This is a genomic window from Streptomonospora alba, assembly GCF_000826685.1.
Classification (GTDB): domain Bacteria; phylum Actinomycetota; class Actinomycetes; order Streptosporangiales; family Streptosporangiaceae; genus Streptomonospora; species Streptomonospora alba.
The window spans coordinates 76,118-88,885 of record NZ_JROO01000029.1; the positions used below are offsets into that span (position 1 = coordinate 76,118).

Sequence of the window (12,768 nt, forward strand, 5' to 3'; positions counted from 1 at the left end):
CATCGGCTGCTCATCGCCGCCCGGCAGGCTGCGAGTAATCGACACGAACCACGAGAAGGAGTCCGCGGTGGAACCGCAACCGCTCATCGAAGGATTCGACTACCGGCGCCTGCCCGGCGCCGACGGGGTGGAGCTCAACGCCGCCGTCGGCGGCGCGGGGAGCCCGATCGTGCTGCTGCACGGCTTCCCCCAAACCCACCTGATGTGGCGGCACGTCGCCGCCGACCTGGCCGCCGACCACACCGTGATCTGCCCCGACCTGCGCGGCTACGGCGACAGCGGCAAGCCCGCCGACGCCGGCGGCGGCGCGACGTATGCCAAGCGGACCATGGCCGCCGACGTCGTCGCGCTGGCCGGCGCGCTGGGCCACGACCGCTTCGCGGTGGCCGGCCACGACCGCGGCGCCCTGGTAGCACTGCGCGCCGGGCTGGATCACCCCGGCGCCGTCACGCACGTGGCCGCGCTGGACGTGCTGCCGGTGCCCCAGATGTGGGAGGCGCTGCACGGGCGCGCGGGGGCGGTGGGCTTCCACCTGTACCTGATGGCCCAGCCGGCCGACCTGCCCGAGAAGCTCATCGCCGGCGCGCCGGAGGCGTTCTTCGGCCACTTCCTGGACAGCTGGTCCCAGGACCCCGCCGCCATCCCGCCGCGGCTGCGCGAGGTCTATGTGGCCAAGTCCGCCGCGGCGGTGGACTCCATCGTCGCCGACTACCGCGCCTCGGCCGGCGTCGACGCCGACCTCGACGAGGCCGACCAGCGGGCCGGTCGGCAACTGGCGATGCCGGTGTCGGTGCTGCAGCAGGACTGGGGGGCGGTGCTGGGCTACGACGCCCCGGCGATGTGGCGGCCCTGGGCGCCCGACCTGCACCACGTCACGGTCTCCTGCGGCCACTTCATGGCCGAGGAGGCCCCGGCCGAGGTCGTCAAGGCGCTGCGGGCGCTGCTGGCGCGCTAGCGGGATCGGCGCGGGCACCGCCGCCGGCGGCGCACCTGGCGGAGGGCGTTGCCGAGGTTGTTCCAGGCGGCAGCTTCGCGGCGGGTGTCGCCGGCGGTGTGTGCGGCTTCTTGGGCGACGCGGGGGATCTGCTCCCACTCGGTGAACCGGCGCCGCTGGTCCAGGTATCGGCCAGGTGCAGGGGCGGATGGATGGCTGTGCGGGTGTGGCCGGTGGTCCTGGCGGTGTGTGGCGCCTCGGTCAGGGTGGGGTGTTCCTCGTCCAGCCAGGTCAGGGCGTGCTGCCGGTCGTCGAACACCTCGGTTGCCTGCTGGCCGACAGTGCCCGCAGGTGATCGTCGGCCACCTCGGCCAGGGCGGCGTAGGCATCCAGAAGCCGGGTCAGGGCCGGTTCGCGGCCGGCGGGCGGGCCGGGATGGTTTCGAGCGTAGTCGGCGGCCAGGTCGTGCATGGCCCACCGGTGGGGCGCGGGCCGGGGGAGCAGACGGGCTGTGGCCAGTTCCTCCGGTGGCGGCGCAGCGCGTCGGCGAGTGCGCCGAATGCACGGCTGGGCATTTTCATCCCGGGGGGATAGGAGAGCGTGTGAAGTTCCTGGTTGAACGGTTTGCTCTGGGCAATCGGCCTTGCAGGCATCTATCGGGTCCGTAGTGACAGTTCGTTGTGTCGTTGCTGGTCGAACGGCAGGGGCAGGGATAGGTAGCCGTTTTCGGGGTTGCGGACGTAGTCGAGGTAGTCGCCCGCTTCCTCGAAGGCGTTCTCACCGATGACGAGTGCGCCGCTGCGCAGGTGGGGGTGCAGCAGGTCGAGGACGGGGCGGTAGAGGCTGAACGCGCCGTCGAGTAGGACCAGGTCGATAGTGTCGTCGAGGTCGTAGCGCAGGGTGTCGAGTGCATCGCCGACGCGGATGTCTACCAGGTCGGCCATGGTGGCGGCCTGCAGGTTTTCATGCGCCCGTGCTGCCTTGGTGGGCTCCAGTTCGGTGCTGATAACTCGGCCGCCGCTGTTGTCCCGCACGGCCGCAGCCAGATGGATGGTGGAGACGCCGAAGGACGTGCCGAATTCGACGATGCTCCTGGCGCCGCACGCGCGGGCGCAGACGTAGAGGAACCGACCGAATTCCGGTGAGACGCTCAGGAAATGCTGGGAGAGCTGCTGGTAAAAGCCCTGGTAGTCCTTTGCCTCGGCGTCGAGTAGCTCGCTGATCACCGCGCTGCTCGACTCGGCTTTGTCGGTCCATTCGCTCAGCAGGTGGCGATCGGTTGTCTCGGCCTCGGTGAACAGACGCTGTAGCGTTTCCGCGACCGGATTGGTCGTCAACGAGTCCATACTTCTCCTTCGCGTCGAAAGCCGACAGATCGGTGTCGGGCGGATTCCTTCAGGCCCAAAGGTCTTGGACACTCGGCTCGCTCTGGCGCTGACGTATGCCGGTTAGTCGAGCCCGCTACGTCCCTGCGCCCAGTAGGCCTTGGCTTTGATCTGTCGGGGCTGTCGGGGCTGTCGGGGCTGTCGGGGCTGTCGGGGCCATCGGCGGGCATCGCGTCGAAGAGCGTGCACCGTCGCTGCGTCGCCGCTGACGACGAGGTCGAAGGGCGCGGCGGATGCTTCGGCCTCGTCTCGTGCCTGGTGAACCAATGGCGCCCGGTCGGCATTCTTGGGGACGATCGCGCACTGCGCGGCCAGTCCCAGATCGCCCAGCACGGCTGCGAGCTCGGCGGGATCGGTCGCTTCAAAGATGTGCCGCACATCTCCGTTCACCGTGCGCAGCGCGCAGGCGAGCCCGACGCTGGACTCGTCACCGACGAACACCGTCCGAGCAGACAGACCGCGCAGATCGCTCGAGCGACGTGGCCCGAACACCTCGCACGTATCGCCGGTCTTGACCCGACGAAACCATCGGGCAGCAGGGCCGTCTCCGTGGGGGAACGCGATCAGCTGCGTCGCACCATTGGCGGGGTCCCACCAGATCGGGGTATAGGCTCGCATGCCCAGTGTTCCGCGCTCCGGCCGGAACTGCAGCTTCGCCCCCGGCACCCAACTCACCGAGCGAAACGCCTCGGACTGCAACTCGACCTTCAGGAAATCCGACGAACAGCGATTGACCTCCGTCACCTCCGCGGCGCTCAACAGGGCACCGCCGGCCAGATCCGCCAACCGTTCGGTCATCTTGGTCATCGTCGTCTCCGTCGTCGCTGGGTAAGACCACGCTAATGTGACCAAGCTGCGGAATGTGGCCAACAATGGCCGTGAATTGGCCACTCGGTCGCGACGAGGGTTACCAAGAGGACGACGTGGCAGACGACGACATCACCGGCGAGCCGGCAACCGATGGCCCCCCGTTGCTGGTCGTCTCGGGCTCGGCCTTCGATCAGGGCCTTGTCCTCGACGAACACCAGCACCCCTGCCACCACATGATCATCTGGTCGGCAACGGCCACTATCACCATGCGCACCGGTCACCGCGACTGGCTGGTTCCACCGACCCACGGGCTCTGGATACCTGCGGGCACCTCCCACGCGGCCGAGGTGATTCGCCCTGGGCACAGCTACGGCATTCTGCTGAGTGTCGATCGATGCCCGAGCATCGGGACCGAGACCACCGGCGTCCTGATCACTCCTCTGATCCGCGAACTGATCATCCACATCGACCAGGACCCGGCTCCGGCCCCCACGCGCGCCTACGCCGAGGCCTTACTACTCGCGCTGCTCGAACCGGTACCCAGCAAGAGGTTCCACGTGCCGCTGCCCGACGACCCCCGCATCCGGACCATCGCCGAGGCCCTTGTCGCTCATCCCGCCGACGGACGCGACCTCGCTACCTGGGCTGACAACATGAACACCAGCGTCCGAACGATCACCCGCCTGTTCACCCGCGAGACCGGGATGACCTTCGCGCAGTGGCGTGCCCGCGTCCGCATCCGCGCAGCGCTCACCCACCTCGCGCGGGGGAGATCGGTCGGCGCCACCGCCAGAGCGGTCGGCTACCGCAAACCCGGTGCCTTCTCCGAAGCATTCCGCCGCCACACCGGCCAACACCCCGCCATCTACCACCACATCAGCAGCACCGATGTCTCATCAGGCGAGGTCGCGGTTTGATCAGCAGGGAAGACGACCATCGGGACCGCATCTTCTCCTGACACGAGTCAGGTCGAAAGGACGGGCCGACGAGGGTCGGGCTGCGATCGCGGCTTTCTTCGAAGGCCTGGAGAACGACGAATTCGGCATCTGCCGCCTCCCCGAATGGCGCTCCGTTGTGTCGCGGCCGGCACGGCATCGTCGCCGACTGAACTCTCGGACGGTCGACCGGCAGGTTGCGTCTCTTGAAACCCTGAAGCCCTGAAGCCCGGTGGAGACGGAGGCCATGAGGCGGGCCGGCTCGGCAACTTGCCCTGCCGCGCCCGGCGAGCCCTCGCTGTCGGCCGTGCGTGCCTGCCCCATCCGAGTGGAGGCCGCCGGCCGCCGAGTACGTCGCGGGCTCGGCCGCCCGTGCGCCGATCGCGGGTTCGTTCCCCCGATTCGCAGAGTTTCCTGTGAGTGGAAGGCCGCAGAGCCGGGCGGCGACGCCACGGCGCTCGGATGGGGCTGCCGTCTTCTGGGAGGTCTCTCAGAAGTCCTCAGAAACCGGCCGGATCGGCTCGGCAGGATCGGCCTCATGACAACGATCGAGGTACACGGACTGACCAAGCGGTACGGTCCCCAGACCGTGGTGGACGACGTGTCCTTCACCGTCGGGTCGGGGCAGGTGACCGGTTTCCTCGGCCCGAACGGCGCCGGCAAGTCCACGACAATGAGGATGATCCTGGGGCTGGCTGCCCCTGATCGGGGGTCCGTCACCATCGGCGGCCGCCGCTACGGCGACCTCCCGGTGCCGCTGACCGAGGTGGGCGCGCTGCTCGACGCCGGCGCTGTGCACGGCAGCCGGAAGGCCTACGAACACCTACTGGCGCTCGCGGTGAGCAACGGCTTGCCTCGGCGCCGGGTCCACGAGGTGCTCGCCCGTACCGGGCTGGAGGACGTCGCCGGCAAACGAGCCGGAGGGTTCTCGCTCGGCATGCGTCAACGGCTCGGCATCGCGGCGGCCCTACTCGGTGAGCCGGAGGTGCTGATCTTCGACGAGCCTGTCAACGGGCTCGACCCGGAGGGCATCCGCTGGGTGCGAGGTTTCATGCGCTCGTTGGCCCGCGAGGGCCGGACGGTGCTGGTGTCGAGCCACCTCATGAACGAGATGGTGGAGACCGCCGACCACGTGATCGTGATCGGCAGGGGAAGGCTCCTCGCGGATACCGGCATCGGTGAGCTCATGCGTGCCGACGGTGACGGCACCGTACTGCTCCGCACGCCCGACCGGGAGGCTTTCGCGCTCCGGTTGACCGCCGCCGGGGCGGCCGTACGCGAAGGTTCCGAGTCCGCACTCGTCGTCTCCGGTATGACGAGCGGCGAGATCGGCAAACTCGCCGCATACGACGGCATCGTGCTCACCGAGCTCACGCCGCAGCGACCGTCGCTGGAGGACATCTTCATGGCGATGACCAGGGACAGCCTCGACTACCAAGGGACCGCCGCATGAGCTCGCTCGCCGCTTCGTCCGACGTGACGTTCGCTCACACCGTCCGCGCGGAGTGGGTCAAGTTCCGCAGCCTGCGTTCAACCTGGTATGCGCTGGCCTGCCTCCTCGCAGTGGGGCTGGGGATCACGGCCCTGACCATGGACCATGTCGGGCAGGAGTATGCGGCCATGACGGCCGCGGAACGACGGGATTGGGATCCCACCAGCCTCAGTCTGAGGTCACACCTCGTCGCTCAGTTGGTCATCGGTGCGCTGGGGACGCTGGTGGTGACCTCCGAGTACGCGACCGGTCTGATACGGACGTCGCTGATCGCCACGCCCAGCAGGCACCGAGTGCTGGCGGCGAAGCTGGTGGTGACCGCCGGCGTCGCCGTGGTCGTCAGCCAGGCGCTGATGTTCGCGGCCTTCTTCATCGGGCAGGGCCTTCTCGCCGCCCAAGGTGTGCCGAACGCCGGGCTGGGCGACCCGGGTGTGCTGTCAGCCGTAGCGGGCGCGGGACTCTATCTCTCGGCGATCGGGCTGCTCGCGGTCGGCCTCGGCACGATCACGCGGGCCACGGCGGGAGCGTTCGCCACGCTGGTCGGGATCGTCTTCCTGGTGCCTTCCTTGGCTCCGCTCTTCCCCTCCTGGCTCCAGTGGCTCCTCGACTTCTGGCCGGGTGCGGGCGCGACCGCTATCGTCGCGACCGTGCCCGATCCCGCCTACCCGCATCCTTGGCTCAACTTCGCCGGCATGTGCCTCGGCGTCGCTGCTGTGCTCGCCGCCGCTTTCGTAGTCTTGCGGCGCCGCGACGTGTGATACTCGCTGATGGGCCATCCGGGGATCCGGGCGTTCCCATCGTGGTCGGCGTGGGGAGCTCAGGACAGGCGATGACGTTCCGAGAAGATGCCGAGCGGCTGCTGGTGGTCGACGACGAGGCGACCGTCCGCGAGCTGCTCTCCGCGGCGCTGCGTTTCGCCGGATTCGAGGTGACCACCGCGGCGACCGCCGCCGATGCGGTCGCCGCGGCCACCGGGGAGCCTCCCGACCTGGTGCTGCTCGACATCATGCTGCCGGACACGGACGGATTCGACGTGGTCCGGCAACTCCGTGAAAAGCGCTCGGAAAGCCGCGGCGGGCCGGTGCCCATCCTCTTCCTCACCGCCCGGGACCAACAGGCCGACAAGGTCACCGGCCTCTCCCTCGGCGCCGACGACTACGTGACCAAACCGTTCGATTTGGAGGAGCTGATCGCCAGGATCCGCGCGATCCTGCGCCGCACGACGGGCCTCCAGGCCGACGTGCTGAGGGCGGGCCCTCTCGCCCTCGACCCCGAGGGACACCAGGTGACGCGGGCGGGACAGCCCGTCCGCATCTCCCCCACCGAGTTCCGCCTCCTGCGCTACCTGATGGAAAACGCCGGACGCGTGGTGTCCAAGGCACAGATCCTCGACCGGGTGTGGCGCTACGACTTCGGCGGCGACACCAACATCGTCGACACCTACATCTCCTATCTGCGGCGCAAGGTCGACACCGAAGAGCCCAAGCTCATCCACACCGTGTACGGGGTCGGCTATGTCCTGCGGGAGCCCCGGCGATGAGGCGCGTCATGAGCCGACTCTCGCTGCGGGCCAGGCTGCTGCTGCTCACCACGGGCCTGCTGCTGGCGGGGTTGACCCTCGTCAGCGCTGTGGTGTCCGACCGCCTGGAGCGCTACCAGCTCGGCCAGCTCGACAGCCAGCTGCGCTCGTTCACCGCGCTCATCTCCCGCGCGTCGACCGCCCTGCCGTCCGGGGCGGATCCGGTGACCGCTTACCCGGAGCGCCTCCAACCCGCCCTCGACATGTTCGGGGTCCCTTACCTGGTGCACCTGGACGCGGACGGCACGATAGCCCGAGATATCCAGTCTTCCCGGCTGGACAAAGCGAACTTGCCGCCACTCGGCGATCTGCGCGCAATCCCCGCCGAAGGGACACCAGTCACCCTGCGCGCCGCTGACGGCCGGGAACGCTGGCGGGCCGTCGCCCGGGCGGTCCCGGGGGCGGGCGAAACGGTCATCGCTGCCACACCGCTCACCGAGCTCGATGCCACGATCGCCCGCCTTCGGACAACCAGCCTGGTCAGCGGCGCGGTCCTCCTCGTATTGCTGAGCGGGGTCGGCTGGTTCGCCCTCGGCCGAGGCCTGCGGCCGCTGCGGCGGATCGAGCACACGGCGGCGGCGATCGCCGGCGGCGACCTCACCCGGCGCGTCCCCGACATCGCCGCGCCCAGCACGGAGATCGGGCACCTCGCGGCATCGCTCAACACCATGCTCGGCCAGCTTGAACGGGCCTTTGCCGACCGGGCCGCATCCGAGGCCCGGATGCGCACATTCGTTTCGGACGTCAGTCACGAGCTTCGCACCCCGCTCTTCGGCATCAAGGGCTCGGCCGAGCTCTACCGGATGGGCGCGCTGCCGGAACGGGCCGACGTCGACGAGACGATGCACCGCATCGACCGAGAGGCAACACGCCTCGCCGGCCTCGCCGAGGGCCTGCTGCTGCTCGCCCAGCTCGACGAAGCGCCCGAAGAGCAGCTCGATCGGGCCCCGATGGACCTTCGCACCCTCGCCAATGACGCCCGGCACGATCTGCGCGCCCTGGACCCCTCGCGTCCGATCGAACTTACCGGCCCGGGAGGCGACGGTCCGCCCGGCCCCGCCCAGGTCCACGCCGACGAAACCCGGCTGCGGCAGGTCGTGACCAACCTCGTAGGCAACGTCGCCACCCACACCCCACCGGGCACCCCCGTCCGTATCGGAGTAGGTACCGAGGACGGCGCGGCATTGCTCGAGGTGGCCGACGAGGGTCCGGGAATGGCCGCCGAACAAGCGGGCCGCGTCTTCGACCGCTTCTACCGCACCGACCGCTCCCGGAGCCGCTCGGACGGAGGGAACAGAGGGCTCGGCCTCGCCATCGCCCGCTCCCTCGCCCGTGCCCACGGCGGCGACGTCGAACTGGAAACCGCCCTTGGCGAAGGCGCCCGCTTCCGGCTGACACTGCCGCTACTGGACCAAGCCGCATGAAGGTTCCCGCTTTTGCGGACGCGTGACCGAGGGACCGTGATGCGGCGGTCCATGCGGACCGGGCCCCCTTGGTCGTAACCGCCTCCGACCCGCCCTAGAGGATCCGGCGCGGCATCTCGAGGGCGTACACGGTCGACTCGATGTCCAGTCCTGCTGAGCTCCAGCGGAACTCGGTCCGCAGCGGCCCGGCGGCCCGCGCGGTGGCGATGTCGGGCCGCCACCGCCCTCACGAGGGCACATCCGTGAGCAGCTGCCACACTTGCATCGAGAAGTCTTCTCCGGGTGTTCTGGGGGAGTTGAGCGCCGCCGGGCATCGGTTCCGAGCGGGTCGGGATCCGGCTCTCGCCGGGTGCCGTGTTGCAGGACGCGGTCGACACCGAGGTCCCCGACCTCTACGGTGCGCTGCTCGACGCGCTCGCGCCGCTCGGCCCCGCCTATGTCCACCTCGAAGCCACCGCCGACGAGGAGACCCTGGTCGGCCTGGGGCGCGCCTGGCCGCGCCGCTGGTCGTCACCCCGGGCTTCCCGACGGGGGCGACCCCCCGGACCGCAAGAGCGCGGACCACCGGCTGGACCCGGGTGCCGACCTGATCTCGTTCGGCCGCGCATTCCGGGCCACCCCCGATCTGGTGGAGCGCCTGCGCGCCGACCTGCCCCTGAAGGAGGCGGACTAATGCGGAGCGACCTCTTCGTATAGGGCCCGCTCGGGTGCATGGACGGTTCCGGTCGCCACAGCCTCGGCTCCGCGATGTAGCAACTCCGGACCCCGCAGAACTGTTGTCGGCGACCGTTCTCGGCTACCTCTTGCGCGCCAGCCCGCAGTACTCGTCCATCTCCCGGGCTCGGCCGACTTCCGCCGGTTCCGGATGCCACAGCGGACAGGACACGATCCCGGGCTCCACAAGCTCCAAACCGTCGAACAGCCCGGCCATGCGCTCCGGTGTACGCAGGTGGTAGACGGCCGATCCCGCCTCGTTCCACCGGCGGACGGCTTCTTCCATCGCTTCACCGGTGACGGCGCTCGTGCTGTGCACGATCGCCAGGTAACTGCCCGTGGGAAGTGCGCCCAGAAGATGGTCGATGATCGCCTTCGCCTCGGTGTCCTCGCCGACGAACGGCAGGACCCCGAACATCGTGATGGCGACCGGTCGGTCCAGGTCGAGGGTTGCGGCGGCCTTGTCCAGGATCGTGGCGGGGTCGCGCAGGTCGGCGTGGATGTAGTCGGTCGCTCCCTCGGCGGTCCCGACGAGGAGGGCGCGTGCGTGGACGAGGATCAGCGGGTCGTTGTCGACGTAGACGATCCGGGCGGCGGGATTGGCGCTCTGGGCGACCTCGTGGGTGTTGTCGGCGGTGGGTAGGCCGGTACCGATGTCCAGGAACTGGTCGACGCCCTGCTCGGCGAGGTAACTGATCATGCGAACCAGGACGGCGCGGGTCGCGACGGCGATGTCGACGATCTCGGGCAGGACGCCCACGATCTGGTCGCCGGCTTCCCGATCTGCGGAGTAGTTGTCCTTGCCGCCCAACCAGTAGTTCCAGATGCGGGCGGAATGGGCTTGGGAGGTGTCGACGGGGGGTGGGGTGTTCATGTGCACCAAACGTCGGAAAGGAGGGGAATCCCAAGCATAGTGCTGCGACCGACATGTGCACCGGGGCGGATCAGACCGCCCTGCGGATCAGTCCGGCGCCGGCCCGTCCCGCTTCGTTCGGCTCTGACACCGTGGCAGGCGAAGAACGACGCGGGCTCGCGGTGCGCTCGCGTGGGCGGGCATCGCGGGCGGCGCGGTGCTGGTGGAGGGAGACTCCACCGCAGGCAAGACCCGCAGCCTCCTGCACGCGCTGCAGCAACAACTGGCGGCCCGGCCGCGGTCTCCCAGAGGCCGTAGCGCTCGCAGGCCGCGCCGGGGGACGACGGTTCTGGTGCGGTAGAGGATCGCGTCGATGATCCTGCGGTGGTCGGCCCACCGCTTGCCATTGGGCGGGTTGTCGGGCATAAGCGGGGCGAGCAGGGTCCACTCGACGTCGGTGAGTCCGAAGCGACCGGACACGGCCCTCGCAGGCGGATCGGCATAAAGATGGCCTCTGGCTTGCGGAAACGTGGACCAGGGGTCATCTGTCTTCCTCAGCTCGAGGGGCCTGTTGCACGCACCTACCTCACCACGTTGCGCCTCGCGCTCGTCGGGGTGGTGGTCGGTGCCGCCGTCGGAGCAGGAACAGGCATGTGGTGGACGATGGGGGTGCTCGGCGGAACGTTCCCCGGCGTCGCGAGGCGGTTCGCTCGCAGGTAGCGCTGAGCCGTCAGGGTGGGTGGCCGATCCCGGCGCCGACATCGACAGAGCCGACCGCCACGACGCTCGCGATGCTCACTCGCCGGGGCTGACGAGTCCGGTCTCGTATCCGATGATCACGAGCTGGGCGCGGTCGCGCGCGTTCAGCTTGCCGAGGATGCGACTGACGTGCGTCTTCGCCGTGAGCGGCGACATGTAGAGCGACTCGCCGATCTCGGAGTTGGTCTTGCCACGTGCGACCTCGGCGAGCACTTCGCGCTCTCGCTCGCTCAGGACATCGAGAGGACCCGATTCGCCGGGACGATTGATCGGTCGGCGAACGAAGTCGGCGACCAACCGCTTGGCCATCGCCGGTGAGATGAGGACGTCACCGTCGGCGGCGGCGACGATGGCCTCGAGCAGGAGTCGCGGTGGGGTGTCCTTGAGCAGGAAACCGGAGGCACCGACTCTGAGCGCCTCGTAGACGTACTCATCGAGCGCGAAGATGGTGAGCACGAGCACCTTGGTGGCGCTGAGCCGTTCGTCGCCGCAGATCGCTCGCGTCGCGTCGAGCCCGTCCATGCGAGGCATGCGGATGTCCATCAGCACGACGTCGGGGCGTGTCCGCCGGGTCTCGGCGATCGCCTGCGCGCCGTCGCCGACCTCACCGACGACCTCGATGCCGGGTTCGTTGGCGAGCAGTGCCGCGAACCCGCGGCGCACCAACTCCTGGTCGTCGACGAGCAGCACGCGGATGTCGCGCCTCGCCACGGCAGGCGCGTCGAGCCGAGGGGTCATGCCTCCCACCCGCCGGGTATTTGGTACGGCACGAACGCGTGCACCGTGAACCCGCCGTTGTCGGCGGGTCCGGCGTGGACGGTGCCACCGAGGAGCTCCGCTCGCTCGCGGATCGCGACCAGACCGATGCCGGTGCCCGGCGTCGTAGCGTGTGCTGTTGCCGGGGCGTCGTTCGACACTGTGACGTGCACGCCGCCGTCTGCGTGCCGGAGCCGGACGATCGTGGGGACGTCGCCGGCGTGGCGGGCGACGTTGACCAGGCACTCGTGCACGATGCGGTGCACCGTCACCACGGTGCTCTCCGCCACGCCCGCAGGATAGTGGCCGTCCTCGACCACCTCGACCTCCCTCGAGTGCCCGGCGGCAGCGACGACGTCGCTGAGGGTGGTGGTGGCCGCCGGTATCGGGCGAAGTGGGACCGACTCGTCGGACCGGAGGAGCCCGAGGAGGGATCTCAGCTCGTCGAGCGATCGTCTGCCTGCGTCGTTGATCTCGACGAGCGCAGTATGAGCAGCGGCGGGATCGCGCTCGAACCCGTGGGCGGCGATGCCGGACTGGACGGTGATCGCCGACAGCGAATGGGCGACGATGTCGTGCAGGTCGTACGCGATGCGAAGGCGTTCCGCCTGGAGCCGCTCGGCGACATGGCGTTCCAATCTGTCGGCTCGACGCCTCAGGTTGGAGCGACGGGCGTCGGCGGCGGCGATCGGGAGCAGGAGAACGGCTGAGTAGGTGACCCATTCGAACCAGAACGGTTCATCACCGGCCTGCGCCGCGAAGCCGGCGACGGCGATCGCGACGAACGATCCGAACCAGATCACAGAGCGATCGTCGCTCCGGCGCACGAGACGGAACAGCGCCACGGCGAGCATCGGTGCCAGCGCGACCGGGCTGGAGGTCCATACGAAGCTGACGACGGCCAGCACACCGATCGCCACGACGGTGACCCGACCGAACCGACCGGCGACGACGAGCAGCACCGCGGCGACGGCCGCGATCGCGATGCCTAGGAGCTGCCGTCCGGCCAGGACGTCCGGATCGAGGACGAACACGCCGATCGACACCGCCAACGCGGCGACGAGCGCAGCGAGATCGGCGCGACCGGTGCGACCGGTGCGGTGGTCCGTATGCGTCATGGCACTATC

Annotated in this window: 14 protein-coding genes; 7 read left to right on the forward strand and 7 right to left on the reverse strand. The window is 69.3% G+C overall.

From position 1 onward, the window contains the following. Window positions 1-67 precede the first annotated feature (67 nt). Window positions 68-955, forward strand: coding sequence for an alpha/beta fold hydrolase (locus tag LP52_RS15300; protein WP_040274344.1), 888 nt, complete (start codon window positions 68-70; stop codon window positions 953-955). A 270-nt stretch (window positions 956-1,225) separates the two neighbouring features. On the opposite strand, the gene LP52_RS15305 is transcribed toward LP52_RS15300, so the two are convergent. From LP52_RS15305 to LP52_RS15315, 3 genes are all read right to left on the reverse strand, one after another. Then, window positions 1,226-1,405 (reverse strand): hypothetical protein, encoded by a 180-nt coding sequence (locus LP52_RS15305; protein ID WP_040274346.1) that lies wholly within the window; start codon window positions 1,403-1,405, stop codon window positions 1,226-1,228. A gap of 182 nt (window positions 1,406-1,587) precedes the next feature. Next, window positions 1,588-2,280, reverse strand: coding sequence for an O-methyltransferase (locus LP52_RS15310; protein ID WP_040274348.1), 693 nt, complete (start codon window positions 2,278-2,280; stop codon window positions 1,588-1,590). 102 nt (window positions 2,281-2,382) lie between these two features. Next, complete coding sequence (locus LP52_RS15315) at window positions 2,383-3,126, reverse strand: siderophore-interacting protein (RefSeq protein WP_040274350.1); 744 nt, start codon at window positions 3,124-3,126, stop codon at window positions 2,383-2,385. Window positions 3,127-3,197: 71 nt separating this feature from the next. On the opposite strand from LP52_RS15315, the gene LP52_RS15320 reads away from it, so the two are divergent. The 6 genes from LP52_RS15320 (at window position 3,198) to LP52_RS26625 (ending at window position 9,232) form a co-directional block, all read left to right on the forward strand. Next, window positions 3,198-4,046: a helix-turn-helix domain-containing protein gene (locus LP52_RS15320; RefSeq protein WP_169775372.1), complete on the forward strand. Its 849-nt coding sequence runs from the start codon at window positions 3,198-3,200 to the stop codon at window positions 4,044-4,046. Between the two features lie 556 nt (window positions 4,047-4,602). Then, the gene (locus LP52_RS15325; RefSeq protein WP_040274352.1) at window positions 4,603-5,517 is read left to right on the forward strand and encodes an ABC transporter ATP-binding protein; all 915 of its coding nucleotides are present in this window, start codon (window positions 4,603-4,605) and stop codon (window positions 5,515-5,517) included. After that, on the forward strand, window positions 5,514-6,314 hold the full coding sequence (locus LP52_RS15330) for an ABC transporter permease (RefSeq protein ID WP_040274353.1): 801 nt from the start codon (window positions 5,514-5,516) through the stop codon (window positions 6,312-6,314). Before LP52_RS15325 ends, LP52_RS15330 begins: the two co-directional genes overlap by 4 nt. Before the next feature lie 71 nt (window positions 6,315-6,385). Then, a complete protein-coding gene (locus LP52_RS15335) occupies window positions 6,386-7,096 on the forward strand; it encodes a response regulator transcription factor (protein ID WP_040274355.1) in 711 nt (236 codons plus the stop codon). Between the two features lie 8 nt (window positions 7,097-7,104). Continuing rightward, a complete protein-coding gene (locus LP52_RS15340; protein WP_040274357.1) occupies window positions 7,105-8,559 on the forward strand; it encodes a sensor histidine kinase in 1,455 nt (484 codons plus the stop codon). Between the two features lie 436 nt (window positions 8,560-8,995). Next, entirely contained in the window at window positions 8,996-9,232 is a 237-nt protein-coding gene (locus LP52_RS26625) for a hypothetical protein (RefSeq protein WP_193789996.1), read from the forward strand. Window positions 9,233-9,355: 123 nt separating this feature from the next. On the opposite strand, the gene LP52_RS15345 is transcribed toward LP52_RS26625, so the two are convergent. From LP52_RS15345 to LP52_RS15355, 4 genes are all read right to left on the reverse strand, one after another. Further along, a complete protein-coding gene (locus tag LP52_RS15345) occupies window positions 9,356-10,147 on the reverse strand; it encodes an SAM-dependent methyltransferase (protein WP_040274359.1) in 792 nt (263 codons plus the stop codon). Window positions 10,148-10,234: 87 nt separating this feature from the next. Beyond that, window positions 10,235-10,888 (reverse strand): transposase, encoded by a 654-nt coding sequence (locus tag LP52_RS28975; protein WP_084723226.1) that lies wholly within the window; start codon window positions 10,886-10,888, stop codon window positions 10,235-10,237. A 33-nt stretch (window positions 10,889-10,921) separates the two neighbouring features. After that, complete coding sequence (locus LP52_RS15350; protein ID WP_052809884.1) at window positions 10,922-11,623, reverse strand: response regulator transcription factor; 702 nt, start codon at window positions 11,621-11,623, stop codon at window positions 10,922-10,924. Continuing rightward, a complete protein-coding gene (locus LP52_RS15355; RefSeq protein WP_052809885.1) occupies window positions 11,620-12,759 on the reverse strand; it encodes a sensor histidine kinase in 1,140 nt (379 codons plus the stop codon). Before LP52_RS15355 ends, LP52_RS15350 begins: the two co-directional genes overlap by 4 nt. Window positions 12,760-12,768 lie beyond the last annotated feature (9 nt).

Excerpts from the sequence above, each read along its gene's own strand:
- LP52_RS15305 (WP_040274346.1), bottom strand. The coding sequence starts at position 1,405 with ATGCACGACCTGGCCGCCGACTACGCTCGAAACCATCCCGGCCCGCCC.
- LP52_RS15310 (WP_040274348.1), bottom strand. The coding sequence starts at position 2,280 with ATGGACTCGTTGACGACCAATCCGGTCGCGGAAACGCTACAGCGTCTG.
- LP52_RS15315 (WP_040274350.1), bottom strand. The coding sequence starts at position 3,126 with ATGACCAAGATGACCGAACGGTTGGCGGATCTGGCCGGCGGTGCCCTG.
- LP52_RS15325 (WP_040274352.1), top strand. The coding sequence starts at position 4,603 with ATGACAACGATCGAGGTACACGGACTGACCAAGCGGTACGGTCCCCAG.
- LP52_RS15330 (WP_040274353.1), top strand. The coding sequence starts at position 5,514 with ATGAGCTCGCTCGCCGCTTCGTCCGACGTGACGTTCGCTCACACCGTC.
- LP52_RS15335 (WP_040274355.1), top strand. The coding sequence starts at position 6,386 with ATGACGTTCCGAGAAGATGCCGAGCGGCTGCTGGTGGTCGACGACGAG.
- LP52_RS15340 (WP_040274357.1), top strand. The coding sequence starts at position 7,105 with ATGAGCCGACTCTCGCTGCGGGCCAGGCTGCTGCTGCTCACCACGGGC.
- LP52_RS26625 (WP_193789996.1), top strand. The coding sequence starts at position 8,996 with ATGTCCACCTCGAAGCCACCGCCGACGAGGAGACCCTGGTCGGCCTGG.
- LP52_RS15345 (WP_040274359.1), bottom strand. The coding sequence starts at position 10,147 with ATGAACACCCCACCCCCCGTCGACACCTCCCAAGCCCATTCCGCCCGC.
- LP52_RS28975 (WP_084723226.1), bottom strand. The coding sequence starts at position 10,888 with ATGTCGGCGCCGGGATCGGCCACCCACCCTGACGGCTCAGCGCTACCT.
- LP52_RS15350 (WP_052809884.1), bottom strand. The coding sequence starts at position 11,623 with ATGACCCCTCGGCTCGACGCGCCTGCCGTGGCGAGGCGCGACATCCGC.
- LP52_RS15355 (WP_052809885.1), bottom strand. The coding sequence starts at position 12,759 with ATGACGCATACGGACCACCGCACCGGTCGCACCGGTCGCGCCGATCTC.